Raw genomic sequence first — 15,969 nt, forward strand, 5'->3', positions numbered from 1 at the left:
ATAAGTTATCTTTGCTGTTATAACAAAGTACGGTTTAGTTTACCAGTTTATTTCACAACTGTTGCGTCCAATGCATAAATGTTTATTTAATGTTCAGCTTATTTTCTTGTCAAGTAACATAGCATCGCCATAGCTAAAGAATCGATATTCTTTTTCAATAGCATGTTGATAGGCATGTTCAATCGATGCTTTGCCAGAAAAAGCTGATACCAACATTAGCAACGTCGATTTGGGTAAATGAAAGTTTGTTAACAGTCGATCAATGACACCGAATTTAAACCCTGGATAAATAAAAATGTCCGTGTCCCCTGACCAACTAGAGAGTGCTTGTCCATTAATAGCCGTTTTTTGATACGCCGTTTCAAGGACGCGAGTCACCGTGGTACCAATAGCAATAACCTTATTACCATTTGCATGCGTTTGATTAATTAGCTCAGCAGTTGCTTGTGGCAGATGTGCATACTCACTGTGCATAGTATGATTGAGTAGATTGTCTGTTTTAACTGGTGCAAAGGTACCAGCGCCAACATGCAATGTCACAAAAGCAGTATTGATGCCTTTTTCTGAAAGTTTATTAAGCACCAAGTCATCGAAATGCAAACTTGCTGTCGGTGCAGCGACACTTGCAAGCTTAGCGGGATCATGAAATACCGTTTGATAACGAGTATTATCGGTGTCATCAGCATGACGTTCAAAGTAAGGCGGGATAGGTAACTCGCCGTAAAGTTCTAAATCAGGCAAAATTGGCGCATCAAAGGCTAAAATAAACAAGTTGTCCTGACGACCAATCATCGCGCCACTCATATGACCATCAGCCAGTTGAAAACGTTGACCAAGTTTCAGTGCTTTACTGGCTTTAACATGGCAAAGAGCAATATATTCTTGATTGACTAACTCATTATCTGAATCTTCTAAATGCAGTGTTGCTACATCTAAGTCTGAGATATTAACCAATCGCTCAATCAAAACCTCAAGTTTACCGCCAGTATCTTTTTGACCAAATAGGCGTGCCTTCATCACCTTTGTATCATTAAATACAATCAGGTCTCCAGCATCTAATAAATCAGGCAACTCATAAAACAAACAGTCTTCTATAGGCGTAGCATTTGTGTCAGTGCGAGCAGGCAAGTATAAAAGTTTTGAAGCAGAACGCTGCGCTAATGGATATCGCGCAATAAAACTATCTGGTAGGTCATAGTCATAGTCTTCCACGCTTAGATAATCTAAGACGTCACTGTTGTTATTGGTATCAAGCGGAGTATTAGAATTGGAAGATGCAGTGTGAGCGTTGGTCATAATCAGTCTTTAAATGGATAGAAATTTTGGCATAATTGTAGCAGAAATACTGCTATAAAAGGTTGCTTTACTAAGTAGTCACCGTGCACAAAACATATTTGAATAGCCTAAGCAAAAATATTTAACTATCCTAATGTTTGTTACGTTAGTCTTTTCTTATTTTACTCAAATAAATTTAATTGAGGCAATAGTTGAGCTGCAGGTGTCAATGACGAAAAAGTGACCCCGACTAATCGGATAGGGAGCTGGCGCGGAATATCTAAGAATAATTTGTCTAACCAGTAATGAGCAGATTCAGCACTACTAAAAGCGGTAGTCAGCGTGTGCGTACGGGTAATCTGAGTAAAGTCGGCATACTTAACCTTGAGCGTTATAGTATGAGCGATGAGATTTTTTTTGTGCAGTTGCGCGAAGGCATCAGCATTTTGTTCATAGATTTGTACACGTAATGCCGTGTCATCACTTAGGTTTTCTCTAAAAGTAGTCTCCGAACCAACAGACTTATGCAGGCGCTCAGATTTGACAGCGCGTTCATCCCGACCATGAGCGATATCATGATAAAACTGTCCTCGCTTACCAAACTCATTAATCAATACATCGGCTGACATACGGCGTAGATCAGCACCATTAGTCACGCCCATCGCATGTAATCGTCTTGCCGTTGCTTTACCTATTCCATGAAATCGTTCAATAGGTAGTGTACTGATAAAAGCATCAGCGTCTTCTGGTGTGATAATAGCGGTGCCGTTAGGCTTGTTGATGTCAGAGGCAATCTTGGCCAACATCTTGTTGAAAGACACGCCAGCAGAAGCAGTCAATCCTGTATGTTGTAATATTTGTGCTCTTAACCAATTGGCCATTAATGTCGCTGAGCCTTTATGTACGGTGAGACCAGTGACTTCGAGATAAGCCTCATCTAGCGATAATGGCTCAACATGAGGCGTTAAGCTGTACATGATATTGCGAATATCGCTGCTAACAGCTCGATATACTTCAAAACGTGGTCTGACAAATATGACTTCTGGACAACGTTTGCGAGCCTCATAACAAGACATGGCTGAGCGCACCCCAAACTGACGTACCTCATAGCTAGCCGCTGCTACAACACCGCGACCATTTGGATCTCCACCAACCACTAGTGGCTTGCCCCGTAATTCTGGGAAGTCACGTTGTTCTACACTGGCATAAAACGCATCCATATCTATATGAATGATTTTACGTGGATTGGATGCTGTAAGAGTTTTCATTATTAATATTTTACATCACTCAATACTTTTATTTCAGTATCGATTATTAAACGGTAAAGGGGTTTTTCGAATATAGAACCATAAAAATATGGCAATATGCGAATAATTTATATATCAATAATTAAATATAGTGTAAAGTTAATAGTCAGATATATATGGCGTTAAAATACTAATAAATTAAATATAGTTAACATATGTTTACTAATAGATGTTCTGTATGGTACATACCTTAAGTTTTTCAGATTTTCCATACCGCCTGTCTGAATATTATTGCCTTACATCATGAATATTATAGTTATATGTTACAGTTCTAATGCTATCGTTTTACAATATATTAACCAAAACAATTAATAGTTATGAAAGTAATAAATGGTTTTTTATAGGAATTTTATTTACCTGATAAAACATTGTTTATAGCTCATACCAAACTTATAAATTGAGTACTGGCAAATTAACTTTCTAAAAAAATAGTAATGAGAAAGTTCAAGATAATTAAGGAGCTGATGATGAGTCATGAATTAAAAGGGAGCGATTTGACACGAGCAATGCTAGCGCGGGGTGATGAAAATATATGGTGTGCGGTGTGTGATGAAAGCGATGAACAAGCGATGATGGATCAGTGTGGTAATGATTTTACCGCTTATATTGTGTCATTTAATGATGGATATTTTTATTGTAGTGCTGGCATGCCATGGAGTTATGCAGTACCGATTAAGATAAGCGCTGTTATGCCATTTGAAGTATCGATATAAACGAGTTAAGAATTTGTTAAAACAAATATAATAAGCACAAAAAAACCTCCGATAAAGGAGGCTGATTTGTACTAAATATTGGTACCAGTGGTCGGACTCGAACCGACACGCTTTTAAAGGCAACGGATTTTGAATCCGTCATGTCTACCAATTCCATCACACTGGCATGTTAGGTGATAATAGTTATTGACTAAATATTACCGAATTGGGTTACAGTGTTTACTGTATAGGCTGCGTATTATAGCAGCCTATTTACATGCGTCAAGTATTATTTTATACAATTTTTCATTTATTCTACTGATGCTAAATAGCATCATTCTAACCGACAAAGGCACGCTCAACTGCGTAATCTGCTTGCACACCCATACGTGGTGAAACAGTCAGGCCGAAGTCATCTAAAATAGCAGAAACCTCAGCATTAAATGGCATGCTGCCACAAAGCATGACACGGTCGTCGTCTTTATTCATTGGCGGTAAACCAATATCTTCGAACAATTTTCCTGATTTCATCAAATCAGTGACACGACCTTGGTTTCTGAATTCTTCACGCGTAACGGTTGGGTAATAGATGAATTTTTCGCGATACCATTCACCAAAGATTTCATCATTAGGCAGCTCGTTTTCAAACATCTCGCGATAAGCCAAATCATGAACATGACGTACGCCATGCACTAAGATGATTTTGTCAAAACGCTCATACACTTCAGGATCACGTGCTAGTGACAAGAACGGAGCAAGACCAGTACCAGTAGAGAGCATGTAAAGGTTCTTACCTGGTAGCAGATCGTCCAATACTAGTGTGCCCGTTGGTTTTTTACTGACCAACAGCTCGTCGCCTACTTTGATATGTTGCAAGCGCGAAGTTAACGGACCATCTTGAACTTTAATAGAGAAGAACTCTAAATGATCTTCATAGTTAGGGCTGGCAATTGAATAAGCGCGTAATAGTGGCTTGCCATCAACAACAAGTCCAATCATCGCAAATTCGCCATTACGAAAGCGCAAGCCATCGTCACGAGTGGTTTTGATACTAAATAGAGAGTCATTCCAGTGATGAACCTCTGTGACCGTTTCGGTGCGAAGTTTTGACATAAAGTCCTCGTTAATAAGTTGTTATTTGTGTGTTAAGTTTGAATAAGTATTAAATCAGAATTTTCAATGTTAAATTGAACATTGTAAAAACGTATCAGTCTTTTAATCGTTGTCGAAACTGCTATTTTTATGAATGAGTAAATGATGAGTAAGCGTAATACAGTTGGTTTATCAGCTTATATATAGCCAGCTATTACGTCATTAGACATAGTAGATTTGCGTCAACGATGACAGCATTATCGGTCATATCGCCCAAATGTAAATGACTCTCATCAAATTTCTTGCTCATAATACCAAACTTTAAAATAAAAATCCGTCTAGCAGTGATTGTCTAGCATGATAAAATGGAATATCGTTAGTGAGTAATTTTGTATCATTTGGCAAAACTGCTTTATTAGGCCAGTTTTGTATCATTGGAGTTGGTCTATGCTTGATGAGAATTCCCTGTTAGATAACTACCATCAAGCTCCTGTTATTGGCTATCATCGTGCGCCGCTTTCGCAGAAATTTGGTGCGCCGCGCCAGCCAAACCTGGTCGCTCTGACTAGTGTCATTGAGATGTTAGCGCCATATGATACGCCAGCTGCATTTGATGGTTTGGATAAGTTTAGCCATATATGGGTGAGTTGGCAGTTTCATCATAATTATCGATATAAAAACAACAATGAAACCAGTACTAGTTTTCGCGCTCAAGTACGCCCACCAAGATTGGGCGGTAATCAAAAAATAGGGGTGTTTGCCAGTCGTAGCATGTATCGTCCTTCGGGGTTAGGCCTATCTGTCGTCAAGCTCGAGCAAATCAAAATAGTTCAAGGCTGTGTACTATTGATTATAAAAGGCGCTGATATGATAGATGGCACGCCAATCATCGATATAAAGCCATATGTGGCCTATAGTGATGCGTTGATTCAGACAGAGAGTGGATTTGCACCAACTGCTCCAGAATTATTAAACGTAACCGTGACCGATGCTGCTAACGAACAGTTTATGATGCTAGTAAGCGCAGGCGAGCCTAGTGATGCTAATAACAATGATACAAGTATTAAAGACGCAAACACTGGATCGAATAGTGCGACAGTTGCGTCTACGATTCATCGTATACAAAATCAATTAGTAGCCTCAGATATGAGCATTATCAAAGAATTAATTGCCCAAGACCCGCGTCCAGCTTATCGACGGACAGAGATCGCTACACCATTTGTTATGCGTTATAAATCGGCTGACGTGAGTTTTCAGTTGATAGAATCAGGACAGCTACAGATAATCGCTGTGGTTGCGGTGTAGCTGGCTTGCATTGATATTATTTTTGACAACACATTTTAAAACAATAGAAGAAGAGAGATATGTCTGCTCAACAGTACTCGATAGTGATTGATTTGCGCTGGTGTCTAGATGAGCTATTGGCAGATAAAGTGATTGACCAACGCGGCTATAACCTAGTCATTACTAGCCGCCGCGACAAAGCGCAGCATCCTTTACTAACGATTAGTGAATTTGGCTTGCCGAATGGCCATGCGACGGACAATAGCGCTGAAAATAAATTAACTTTGGCTTGGCTCAATCAGTGGTTGGCGGCTAAAGCAGACATGTCTCTCGTTCGTATTGACCCTCTAAAAGTTGATGTCCCTGCAGTCACACAATTGATGTCATTCGAATATGCACGTTCACAGCATATTTTACCGATTGAGGTCGCTGTAGACGAAGTGGTTATCGGAACGGATCAGCCTTTTTATACTGACTGGCACTCAAGTATTGAAAAATTAATCAAATCAAAAAGCTATCGTACGGTCTATATCAATCCTGAGCAGATCAAACGCTACCGTCAGGAGTTCTATCAAGTCACCCAAGCGATTGCAGGCGCAAATAGTGTCCATAAGCGTGCAGCTGCCGATGTGACTAATGTCGAAGCATTATTGCAATTGGGTGACAATACCAATCCTGATGCCAATGACCAGCATATAGTTAGAGTTGTTGATTGGCTGTTGCAATATGCCTTTGAGCAACGAGCTAGTGATATCCATTTAGAGCCACGCCGTGAGACAGGTAAGGTGCGCTTCCGTATCGATGGGGTGCTACATACGGTGTATGAGATGCCATTGGCAATCATCGTTGCGGTGACCGCACGTATCAAAATTTTAGGACGGCTAAATGTCGCAGAAAAGCGTAAGCCGCAAGATGGTCGTTTAAAGACGCGAACGCCGAAGGGACTAGAGACAGAACTTCGTTTGTCGACTATGCCAACCGCTTTTGGTGAAAAGTTGGTCATGCGGGTGTTTGATCCTGAAGTACTGGTGCGTTCCTTTGCTCAGCTTGGTCTATCGGGTAAGCAGCTTGAAACGTGGCATGAATTGACTGCTCATCCAAACGGGATTATTTTGGTCACTGGGCCTACAGGTTCGGGTAAGACCACGACCTTGTATAGTACTCTCAAGCAGTTAGCAACTGAACAAGTCAATGTCTGTACCATTGAAGATCCTATTGAAATGATTGAAACTGCATTTAACCAAATGCAAGTGAATCCAGGTGTCGATTTATACTTTGCTGACGGCATTCGCTCTTTGATGCGTCAAGATCCTGATATTATTATGGTGGGGGAGATTCGTGATGCCGAAACAGCCAATATGGCAGTACAAGCTTCATTGACAGGGCATTTAGTGCTCTCGACACTACATACTAACGATGCGCCAAGTTCAATCACTCGCTTGCATGATTTGGGTATTCAGCCATTTTTGACATCAGCGACTATCTTAGGCGTAATGGCACAGCGTTTGTTACGTACGCTATGCCCGCATTGCAAAAAAGCGGTAGACGTTATGCCAGACAGCGAGGTTGCCATTCAATGGCAGGAGTTGGTACAACCTTGGCGTGCGCCTGCCCCAGCACAAATTTATATTGCTCAAGGCTGCGAGCATTGTCGACACACTGGTTATCAGGGACGAGTCGGCCTATACGAGATTATGCCGTTGTCTAACGAATTAAAAAAACTGGTTGCAGCCGATACAAACTTAGATGTGCTCAAACAACAAGCCTATCGTGAAGGTCTACAGCCATTACGTTTATCAGGTGCAAAACGTATTAGTGAAGGCGTGACAACCATAGAAGAGGTGATGCGAGTCGTGCCTCTTGATTAGTCTCATGTATTAGGACATGGATTGGTGAATAGGTTTTTAAAAGTAGGAAATACGATGCCACTTGAAAACAGCTTCCTTCACAGCAATCAATGCAAACAAGATTCAAATTTTTAATTCCCAGACTTTTAATTGATAAGTTTTTAACAACGAGATTATTTATGTTTACAGATACTCATTGTCACCTCAACCGTTTAGATTTGACGAAATATGATGGTAAATTATCTGGCGCGATTGACGCCATGAAAACTGCTAATGTTACCCGTGCGATGGCAATCATGTGTGATTTTGCAGAATATGACGAGATTGCCAATATTGTGAGCACCTATGGTGACGAGACATTAAATCTAGGGATGAGTGTAGGGATTCATCCTTGCGAAGATATCGATGTACTGAAATCAGCAACGGTTGAGCGTCTAGTAGAGACTGCTGATAAAGACCATGTATGGGCAATAGGCGAGACAGGGCTAGATTACTACTGGTCTACAGAAAATAAAAAAGAGCAGCAAGCCAGTCTTGCACGTCATATCCATGCCAGTCAGCAACTAAAAAAACCGCTTGTCATACACATGCGTGACGCAAAAGAAGATACGATCGATATCTTAAAAAGTGAAGGTGCTGAGCATGGTATTATCCATTGCTTTACTGAAGATTGGGAGACCGCGAAACGTGCTTTAGATTTAGGATTTTATATCTCCTTCTCAGGTATTGTCAGCTTTAAAAGTGCCCAAGATATCCAAGATGCTGCAAGGCACATGCCTAAAGACAGAATCTTGATTGAGACCGACAGTCCATATTTGGCGCCTGTACCTAAGCGTGGTCGTCCCAATGAGCCTGCCTACGTACCTTATGTCGCCAGCTTCATCGCAGATATGTATGGTTGTGATAGTAACGAGATTGGAGCATTAACCGCAAAAAACTTTGAAAATTTACTGGCACAGTATCGCTAAAATGGTTATGCTATGACCAGTCAGTCATTTATGTGATAGTCGTATAGTTCAATCCCCTTTAGTATTTGAATTACTAAATGTAACTATATGATTATCAATGACTATTTGTAAATATAAGCATATCCCTTTTATGGTATTTCAGCAGTTCTTGTATAGTTTTATACGCTCATTGCCAAATGTACGCACATAATTGATGGTCATATGCTTAATCTTGTCATGTTTTAGGAGAGATTATGAGTCGTCAGCACCAGTTCAAGGCACGAGAAGAGAACATCTTAGCGATGGCAGAACAATTGCTACTTGAGTCAGGCGATGGTGATATCACTTTAGACAGTTTGGCAGATCAGCTCGATTTGGCTAAAGGCACCCTGTACAAGCATTTCTCCAGTAAAGATGAGCTTTATCTGCGTATTATTATTCGTTACGAAGAGCAATTGTTTGAGATTAACCGTATTGATGACTGCCCCTCGGCAGGCGTTGCCCGCATGATTTTTCAGCAGTTGTTCAACCCGCAAAAAGCCATGCTATTGAACCAAATCGAAGAGCGTTTGGCAGCATCAGTAACTGGGCTCAATCGTTTGTTTGGTGAGTTATATGATATCCGTCGCCAGCGCATGAAGCGTTTGATTGATATTATTAGCGCATACTTAAAAGATGAGCATAGTAATTTGAGTACTCGTGATTATCTATCGTCTATTTGGGCGATTGGTCAGGGCGGTGCAGGGCTACTAAACTCAAGCTTTTACCAACGCTACTTAGGTCGCCGTGATACGCTCCGTTATGCCTTTGTTCAGCAAGTGCTAGAGTTGCCGAGCCATTATCCTGCTGATGATGAAGAGGTCATGGATGAGGATATGCAGGAGCTGGTAGAGCAAATCGATACTGAATCAGAAGAGCACCGCAATACCAACTACTAAAGTAGCTATTAATAAAGTAGCAAGTAATTTTGGGGTTGTGAACCTTTCTTGGCTTTAATAAATCGTGTTGTAATGCTTACTATTGCAGCACGAATTTATATATCTTTTAATATTCCTCAAACACTCTTTCTCATTCTGCGACAATTAAACTTGGGCTTATAGGTGCAATATGCCGGTCAGTGTTAAGACGCAGTCCAGTTCAGCGGCTATTTGCTCTTTTGCTCTAATTAGTCAAACGTCTCGGCCAATCTGCTTAGATACAAGACCTACAGACCATTGTCGTAGCTGTGCCTGCATATCAACTGATACTCATCTCTTATCATCAGTCTCACCAATAAACAGTCGGACACAGGCTGGTTTTACATTGGTGGAAATCGTGGTGGTAGTGGTTATCTTGTCTATATTTGCTGGCCTAATGAGTTTGTCTGTCGGTAGCAGTGAATCCCGAAAAAACCGCGCTTTTTATGAGCATCTGACTGATTCGTTGAGCTACGTTCGCCTATTATCGGCTGAACGTATGCAGCCAATGGGTTTGCGTATGCAGGCAGATAAGCAAGGTCAAGTAGAGCCAGTCATCGTTACCCTATCAAATCCATATGTCGCGTACCAGACAATTGAGATGACGTCAGATAGTATCGACAGTCAACCTAAAAATGCTATGGAGCTGTCGGCAGAGGTGGCTGGTTTATCAGACTCTACTGATGAGAAAAAACCAACGCCAAGTTGGGAGGTTGAGTCAGGTGTTAGCTTGCCTGAACTGCCTACTGGCGTAAGTATTAGATTTCAAAGTTTGGATTCTAGCGGTTTACAGAATACGGGACGAACCCAAACGTTAAAGCCTTGGTTTAGCGATCAAAACGTACCCCAAGTATTATGGTTTGGTACAGGACAAGCAACGCCTGTCACCATTGAAGTACTTCACGATTCGCGTTTAGTGGGTGAGGTGATTACGATAATGCCAGATGGTAGCATGCGAATCGGACAGAGGTTATAGTGACTAAATTATACAAACCTCATATAACAAACCAGCCTATGTCACCAAAATCTGTATCACTCAATTCTGGGCGTGAGAGCGGTTTTACCCTTATCGAAGTGATGGTTGCTCTGGCTATTTTGGCAGTGGTAGCAGTCGCGGCGAGCCGTGCTAGTAGTGCATATCTGAGCTCAGTTGATATATTGCGTACTCGTACGCTTGCTCACTTTGTCGCCCAAAATGCCGCCGCTGATTTACGTATTCAAGAGACGTGGCTGACAGCCAACCGCACCCAAGCTGTTAATGCTCAAGGGCGTGATTGGCAAATAGTAATGACAGTCGGTGACGCCATCACACCTGCCTTAAAAGAAGTAAATATCGCAGTTGCGCCTATTATAGATGGACAGACTCGCACATCGGTCACTGATATCACTGTGATGCTAAGTAATGCTGAGCAAGATACAGGCAGTTTGGATTGGAGTGGTCTAAGCACAACAGGTAATAGTGAGCAGGCAGGGGGCGGTCTGTGAGGCATCAGCGTGGTTTTACACTGCTTGAGCTAATGGTTGCTATGGCAATATTTGCGATGTTAGCCGTTGCAGGCTGGCAAGTGTTTGATGGGGTCAATCGTGCTCGTGAGCGCGCACAATTCCATGCTGACAATCTGGCTGTCTTGCAGTACGCTTATTTACAGTTACAGCAAGACATGGGTCAGATTATCCCTTATCAAGCGGCGACCCAAAGTGTCAGTGCAGCGAACAATAATACAAGCAACAGTACTAGTTCAGGTAATAATACTCAATCAAGCGAGCAAATAAACGAAATAGCGCCTGAGCCCTTTATGAGCTTAGATGGCGAGCATGTCAGCTTTGTACGCTTTGCCGATCCTGATCCACGATATCAGAGTAGCAATAGTCTCCAACGTATTGAATATATTTTTGCGGATGAGCGTTTGATACGTCGCCAGTATACCAGTATGGAAGACGGGCGTGACAGCGTCAGCTTGGACAGCGTATTGCTTGAGGGTGTCACAGGAGGACGCTGGCAAGCCTATCTACCAGAGCTAAGTACCAAGTTTCCAAATGATGATGCTAGCAGTGGTAGTAGTACAAACGCAGCAGTAGGACAATCAGCGAATACAGTGAGTCCTAAGCCTACATCTGTTTTATTACCGAAAGGAATCGCGGTCAGCTTTACATACCAAGACATGCCAATCACTTGGCAATGGGCACTTGCTCCGCAACCGATATCGTATAGCAATAGTCAAAGCACAGCCAATGATACAGATGGTGGTAGCAATGATAATGCCAATGCCAATAATGACAACAGCGGTAATGATGATAGTGACAATAATAGCAGTGCGGGAACGAATAATTGAGAAGGTAGTCGTTAAAATGCATCAATTGCTCAATAACAAAGGCTATGTATGTCGATGACTGCGAACTCTCAACGCGGTGTTGCACTGCTGACTATCTTATTACTGGTAGTAAGTATTACTGTGGTTGCCGGATCGATGCTTGCTAGCCAAAAAATTGCAATTAGGCGTAGTGGGCTGTTATTCGATCAAAATCAGTTGCTGCAAGATATCGATGCAGGTCAACAGTTGGCAGTGACGATGATTCGCGCTGATAGCAACCTCAATGATACGGATAGTGCGCAAGATATCTGGGCGCAGCCTATACCACCTTATACATTGGCTAATCATAGTGTCAGCATCGAGCTACGCGATGAGTCTGGTCGTTTTAACATTAACAACTTGTATCAAGATGGGTCGGCCAATACCACTGCTTTAGCAGTATTCCAACGACTACTCACGCAACTAAATCTAGAGCCTGATATTGCTATTGCTATACTTGATTGGCAAGATGCAGACGGTGAGGTATACCAAGATGGCGGTGATGAAAGTACGGTATATGCGCAGCAGTCAAATGCTGTAGCAACAGATGCTTTGCCAAATCAACCTTTTGTCAGTATCGATCAGCTACTAGAAGTGACAGGGGTGAGCGATGAAACTCTAGCAGTATTACGGCCTTATCTTACCGCAGTGCCTTATTATGTGCCGATCAATATCAATACTGCCAGTCCTGTATTGTTAGCAGCACTAATTGATGGTGCTAACAGCCAACAGATGCAATCACTGGTAGATATGCGCGCACAGCAGGCGCTGACGTCTATTGATGCAGTATGGCAATTACCGATATTTGGCAGTGTGAATGATGAGCAACGAAAAGCCTTAACACCCATGCTCGCCGTTGATAGCCAAGCATTCATGGCGCTTATCACAGCGACTGATAATGCAACTGTCGGTCAAGCGAGAGAGCGTTTTGCTACTGTTTTGATTAGTAAAACTGTCGTTGATAATAATCAAGTAGTTAATAGTAGTGAGGCTGCTAGTAATAATCAGGCGAGTAACAGTAGTGAGGTAGACGGTAAAATGCCCAAGGAAGTCAAAGTAGTGACACAGCGACTATGGGCATTTCGTCCGAGCTTTTAGCAGATGGTATTTAGTCTTTGAGGCGTGTTTCTTCACTAGACTTCCAATTATATGCTCCGTAAAAAAGCATTTGTGCTTGACGAGTACAGTTATGTAGCATTAGCTGCTTGTTCTCTTCGATTTCGTTTAGATCAATTTCATCATCGTGATCTTCCGTGTAAGTCAGCTCTAGCCAATCAATAATCCAAGAGAAGAACATATTCACGCCAGCCTCCGCCAATAGGCGACGGTCATAAGCATTGATATGGGTAAACGCTGGCTGCAACGCTAAGTCGTCGGCCAACCCTTGAGCATGTATCTTAATCAACTCATTGATGGCTTTGCGTACTGCTTCTGATCCACCATAACGCTCACTGACCAAGAACTGCCAGTAGTAAGGCTGATCGCTGACCATATACAAGAATAGCTGAATACTTTTTGCGATTTGACGATCGAAGCTACGTTTGCGCCCAATCTGCAGGCTATCACTTAACGTGGCCAACGTACCGCCCAATTCCTCAATGACCAAAGCGCGCCCGAGTGACTCCATATCATCAAAATGGCGATAAAACGCCGTCGGCACAACGCCAACCTCACGTGTTACTTGTCTGAGACTGATAGAGCTAAAAGATTGCCCTGTCATACATAAATCGAGCACAGCATTAAAAAAGGCGTGCCGAGTTTGAAGTTTCTTTTGTTCGCGACTGCTCATAATATTTCAAAATTGTCCGGTAGGTGTTTATCATACTCATTTCAACGTATAAATACGACTGAAATACGCCATTCGTGTTAATTTACTAAACCTGCATTGGTCTTTTAAACCACTGTGCCCCAATGGCCTTGCAATTCTTGCGCCAGTCGATAAGCTTCATGGTCATTCATACCTGTAATAAAATCCAAAATATTTAAGACATTATGATAGATATCGTCAGACAAGATGCGGCGATGTTCGTCAAGATGAGGCTGTAGTAATCTTAACAGACGTTGCTGCTCAAAAGACATCGGCGGCTGCATAGTAGCAGATTGAGACCCTGTCCAAGCGAGTGGCATAAAGGCATTCAATAGGCTATGTAAGCACTGATTGGCCATCAGCTCCATTCTTACTTTGCTCGGATGGTTAAATATTTTTTCGCGTGCCAGCTGCTTAGCTTGATTGATACCATTCTGCACACTGGTATCGCAATGGGCAAATAGGCTGCCTTGCAGCGTTCCAGTTAGCAATGCATCACTATTGGCTACAAAAGCATCGGTGACGGTATTGACCAAACGCATCATGGCTCGTGCCCGCAGGGAGGCTAGGCTTTGTCTGACAGACATATGCGCTGGCAAGTTTACGCTGCTTGGACGTTCACCAATCAGCTCATAAAATATCGTAGCCACTTCGCTATAGGTTAGCATATTCAGATTGATGCCATCTTCTAAATCGATTAGCGCATAACAGATGTCATCTGCTGCTTCTAGCAGGTAAGCCAATGGATGGCGCGCAAAGCCATCGTGTTGCTCTGAGCGTGGTAAGTGCAAACATGCCGCTAACTCTTCTAGTTGAGACGCTTCGCTATAAAAGCAGCCAAATTTCTGCACATTATAATGGTTGTTATTGACATCGTTGCTGTGAGTCGCCAACCACGGATATTTCATAAAGGCGCCCAGCGTGGCACAGGTGAGCCGCATACCACCCTTGTCAGGATGATGCTCATTACGTGCCAATAGGCGAAACCCTTGAGCATTACCCTCGTATGCCAGTAAGTCTAATCGCTCGTTGCTGCTTAAATTTTGCAAAATCGCTTGCGGTTCAGGCTGCCTAAACCAATCACGAATCGCATACTCTCCAGCGTGGCCAAAAGGTGGATTGCCAATGTCATGAGCGAGACAAGCCGCTTGTACAATCACGCCGACATCTGCTGGTGAGACTCCTGCTGGTAGGCCGCTACCTAATGCGTCATGAATTTTTTCGGCGGCCATCATTCCCAAAGAGCGACCAATAGAAGACACTTCTAGCGAGTGAGTCAGGCGCGTATGAATACCAAGCTGATTGGTCAATGGATGGACTTGGGTTTTCTGATTTAACTGGCGAAAAGAGTGAGAAAATACCAGTCTGTCATAGTCTTTATGAAACTGAGAGCGAGTACTGGTATTGGCGTTAAATTTTTTGAAAGCACCAAGACGCTGTGAGTTGAGGAGATGTGACCATTGTGCGGTAGGGGACGACGAAGAGGTTGGAGTACTTAGCATATTAAACATCCGGAACCAAGGGAGCCTCTAGCATAGCAAAATAGAGCCCTTGGTACAGCTGTATAGTCAGAGAACTACTAAACGGCTACGATGTTACCCTCCTTAGAGGTACTATTTGTATAATCTGCAGTCGGCTGCCTTGCACCCGTTTTAGACTTATTTGACTAGAGTTAATGCCCTATAAATCGGATGCAGTGCCAGTTTCGCTTAGCCTACTACTGGTAGTAACTTCACTCGCTTTGCTTGTATCCAAATTATATTGAATCAACTATATTAAGACTTTTGACAGTTAAAAATTACGTCTTCCTTGTCGATAGCTACATCGCTGTCTAGTGTCTTATTGAGCAATGTCGCTTTGTCTCCATTTACTTGCCATATGATGCCGTGTGTATCGTCTAATCCAATATCGCTAGTATAGATGCCTTTATCAGTATCAGCTTTACTATTAGCAGTAGCTGTTAAATCGTATTCGATACCATCGATGAGCAAATGCGCTGTCTGCGGTGTACTGTCGCTATGATAAGAAACACCGATAGTAGCAGTAGGCTCACAAGAGAAAGGAGTGCTGTTACTGGCATGAGCTGCATGATCGTGACCTGCGTGCGCATGTTCTTCGTGGCTATGACTCTCATGATCGTGTTCCATATCACTATGCTCTTCGTGGCCGTGATCTTCATGCTCTTTATCATCATGCATTTCATGACCTTGTTCATGATCGGCGCGATTATCTATTGGTGCTTCTTCAGATGCCACTGCATCGGTATCGTTGTTTGGCTGACAGCCCAATAGAGAGCCTGCCATCACACTACCTAGTATAGTAATACCTGCAAGTTTAGAAAAATAATTAGTCACGGTATGAATCCTCAAATAAGCAAAAAAAGATATGTTATAATATAACAATTGATAGAT

The 15,969-nt window shown here is 42.3% G+C and carries 15 protein-coding genes and 1 tRNA gene; 9 read left to right on the plus strand and 7 right to left on the minus strand.

Annotation, left to right across the window (positions count from 1 at the left end):
- Positions 1-93 precede the first annotated feature (93 nt).
- A complete protein-coding gene (gene queA, locus SJY28_RS08040) occupies positions 94-1,296 on the minus strand; it encodes a tRNA preQ1(34) S-adenosylmethionine ribosyltransferase-isomerase QueA (RefSeq protein ID WP_379544042.1) in 1,203 nt (400 codons plus the stop codon).
- Positions 1,297-1,457: 161 nt separating this feature from the next.
- Positions 1,458-2,543 carry a DNA polymerase IV gene (gene dinB / locus SJY28_RS08045; RefSeq protein ID WP_379544043.1) on the minus strand — a complete coding sequence of 362 codons (1,086 nt, stop codon included), beginning with the start codon at positions 2,541-2,543 and terminating at the stop codon, positions 1,458-1,460.
- A gap of 506 nt (positions 2,544-3,049) precedes the next feature.
- Between dinB and SJY28_RS08050 the strand changes: the two genes are divergently transcribed.
- Positions 3,050-3,295: a hypothetical protein gene (locus SJY28_RS08050; protein ID WP_057759343.1), complete on the plus strand. Its 246-nt coding sequence runs from the start codon at positions 3,050-3,052 to the stop codon at positions 3,293-3,295.
- 79 nt (positions 3,296-3,374) lie between these two features.
- Here SJY28_RS08050 and SJY28_RS08055 read toward each other — a convergent pair.
- A tRNA-Leu gene (locus SJY28_RS08055) sits at positions 3,375-3,461 on the minus strand.
- 152 nt (positions 3,462-3,613) lie between these two features.
- Positions 3,614-4,387, minus strand: a complete 774-nt coding sequence (locus SJY28_RS08060; RefSeq protein WP_101205461.1) for a ferredoxin--NADP reductase — start codon at positions 4,385-4,387, stop codon at positions 3,614-3,616.
- Positions 4,388-4,813: 426 nt separating this feature from the next.
- Here SJY28_RS08060 and tsaA point away from each other — a divergent pair, with 426 nt between their 5' ends.
- The 8 genes from tsaA (at position 4,814) to gspK (ending at position 12,849) form a co-directional block, all read left to right on the plus strand.
- On the plus strand, positions 4,814-5,671 hold the full coding sequence (gene tsaA, locus SJY28_RS08065) for a tRNA (N6-threonylcarbamoyladenosine(37)-N6)-methyltransferase TrmO (protein WP_379544044.1): 858 nt from the start codon (positions 4,814-4,816) through the stop codon (positions 5,669-5,671).
- Between the two features lie 59 nt (positions 5,672-5,730).
- Complete coding sequence (locus SJY28_RS08070; protein ID WP_379544045.1) at positions 5,731-7,518, plus strand: GspE/PulE family protein; 1,788 nt, start codon at positions 5,731-5,733, stop codon at positions 7,516-7,518.
- Between the two features lie 158 nt (positions 7,519-7,676).
- Positions 7,677-8,465, plus strand: coding sequence for a TatD family hydrolase (locus SJY28_RS08075; protein WP_379544046.1), 789 nt, complete (start codon positions 7,677-7,679; stop codon positions 8,463-8,465).
- Positions 8,466-8,698: 233 nt separating this feature from the next.
- On the plus strand, positions 8,699-9,382 hold the full coding sequence (locus SJY28_RS08080; RefSeq protein ID WP_057759351.1) for a TetR/AcrR family transcriptional regulator: 684 nt from the start codon (positions 8,699-8,701) through the stop codon (positions 9,380-9,382).
- Positions 9,383-9,716: 334 nt separating this feature from the next.
- Positions 9,717-10,376 (plus strand): prepilin-type N-terminal cleavage/methylation domain-containing protein, encoded by a 660-nt coding sequence (locus tag SJY28_RS08085; RefSeq protein WP_379544957.1) that lies wholly within the window; start codon positions 9,717-9,719, stop codon positions 10,374-10,376.
- Between the two features lie 38 nt (positions 10,377-10,414).
- A complete protein-coding gene (gspI, locus tag SJY28_RS08090; RefSeq protein WP_379544047.1) occupies positions 10,415-10,885 on the plus strand; it encodes a type II secretion system minor pseudopilin GspI in 471 nt (156 codons plus the stop codon).
- Positions 10,882-11,733: a type II secretion system minor pseudopilin GspJ gene (gene gspJ, locus SJY28_RS08095; protein WP_379544048.1), complete on the plus strand. Its 852-nt coding sequence runs from the start codon at positions 10,882-10,884 to the stop codon at positions 11,731-11,733. The genes gspI and gspJ overlap by 4 nt, the downstream gene beginning before the upstream one ends.
- A gap of 48 nt (positions 11,734-11,781) precedes the next feature.
- The gene (gene gspK, locus SJY28_RS08100) at positions 11,782-12,849 is read left to right on the plus strand and encodes a type II secretion system minor pseudopilin GspK (RefSeq protein ID WP_298807909.1); all 1,068 of its coding nucleotides are present in this window, start codon (positions 11,782-11,784) and stop codon (positions 12,847-12,849) included.
- Between the two features lie 10 nt (positions 12,850-12,859).
- On the opposite strand, the gene SJY28_RS08105 is transcribed toward gspK, so the two are convergent.
- The 3 genes from SJY28_RS08105 to SJY28_RS08115 all read right to left on the minus strand — a co-directional run bounded on the left by SJY28_RS08105 (position 12,860) and on the right by SJY28_RS08115 (position 15,912).
- Positions 12,860-13,540: a TetR family transcriptional regulator gene (locus SJY28_RS08105; RefSeq protein WP_057759356.1), complete on the minus strand. Its 681-nt coding sequence runs from the start codon at positions 13,538-13,540 to the stop codon at positions 12,860-12,862.
- 104 nt (positions 13,541-13,644) lie between these two features.
- A complete protein-coding gene (locus SJY28_RS08110; protein WP_298807906.1) occupies positions 13,645-15,060 on the minus strand; it encodes a deoxyguanosinetriphosphate triphosphohydrolase in 1,416 nt (471 codons plus the stop codon).
- A 273-nt stretch (positions 15,061-15,333) separates the two neighbouring features.
- Positions 15,334-15,912, minus strand: a complete 579-nt coding sequence (locus tag SJY28_RS08115) for a hypothetical protein (protein ID WP_379544049.1) — start codon at positions 15,910-15,912, stop codon at positions 15,334-15,336.
- Between the last annotated feature and the right edge of the window lie 57 nt (positions 15,913-15,969).

This window comes from Psychrobacter sp. R86515 (genome assembly GCF_042466315.1).
GTDB lineage: Bacteria > Pseudomonadota > Gammaproteobacteria > Pseudomonadales > Moraxellaceae > Psychrobacter.

Excerpts from the sequence above, each read along its gene's own strand:
- queA (WP_379544042.1), bottom strand. The coding sequence starts at position 1,296 with ATGACCAACGCTCACACTGCATCTTCCAATTCTAATACTCCGCTTGAT.
- dinB (WP_379544043.1), bottom strand. The coding sequence starts at position 2,543 with ATGAAAACTCTTACAGCATCCAATCCACGTAAAATCATTCATATAGAT.
- SJY28_RS08050 (WP_057759343.1), top strand. The coding sequence starts at position 3,050 with ATGAGTCATGAATTAAAAGGGAGCGATTTGACACGAGCAATGCTAGCG.
- SJY28_RS08060 (WP_101205461.1), bottom strand. The coding sequence starts at position 4,387 with ATGTCAAAACTTCGCACCGAAACGGTCACAGAGGTTCATCACTGGAAT.
- tsaA (WP_379544044.1), top strand. The coding sequence starts at position 4,814 with ATGCTTGATGAGAATTCCCTGTTAGATAACTACCATCAAGCTCCTGTT.
- SJY28_RS08070 (WP_379544045.1), top strand. The coding sequence starts at position 5,731 with ATGTCTGCTCAACAGTACTCGATAGTGATTGATTTGCGCTGGTGTCTA.
- SJY28_RS08075 (WP_379544046.1), top strand. The coding sequence starts at position 7,677 with ATGTTTACAGATACTCATTGTCACCTCAACCGTTTAGATTTGACGAAA.
- SJY28_RS08080 (WP_057759351.1), top strand. The coding sequence starts at position 8,699 with ATGAGTCGTCAGCACCAGTTCAAGGCACGAGAAGAGAACATCTTAGCG.
- gspI (WP_379544047.1), top strand. The coding sequence starts at position 10,415 with ATGTCACCAAAATCTGTATCACTCAATTCTGGGCGTGAGAGCGGTTTT.
- gspK (WP_298807909.1), top strand. The coding sequence starts at position 11,782 with ATGTCGATGACTGCGAACTCTCAACGCGGTGTTGCACTGCTGACTATC.
- SJY28_RS08105 (WP_057759356.1), bottom strand. The coding sequence starts at position 13,540 with ATGAGCAGTCGCGAACAAAAGAAACTTCAAACTCGGCACGCCTTTTTT.
- SJY28_RS08110 (WP_298807906.1), bottom strand. The coding sequence starts at position 15,060 with ATGCTAAGTACTCCAACCTCTTCGTCGTCCCCTACCGCACAATGGTCA.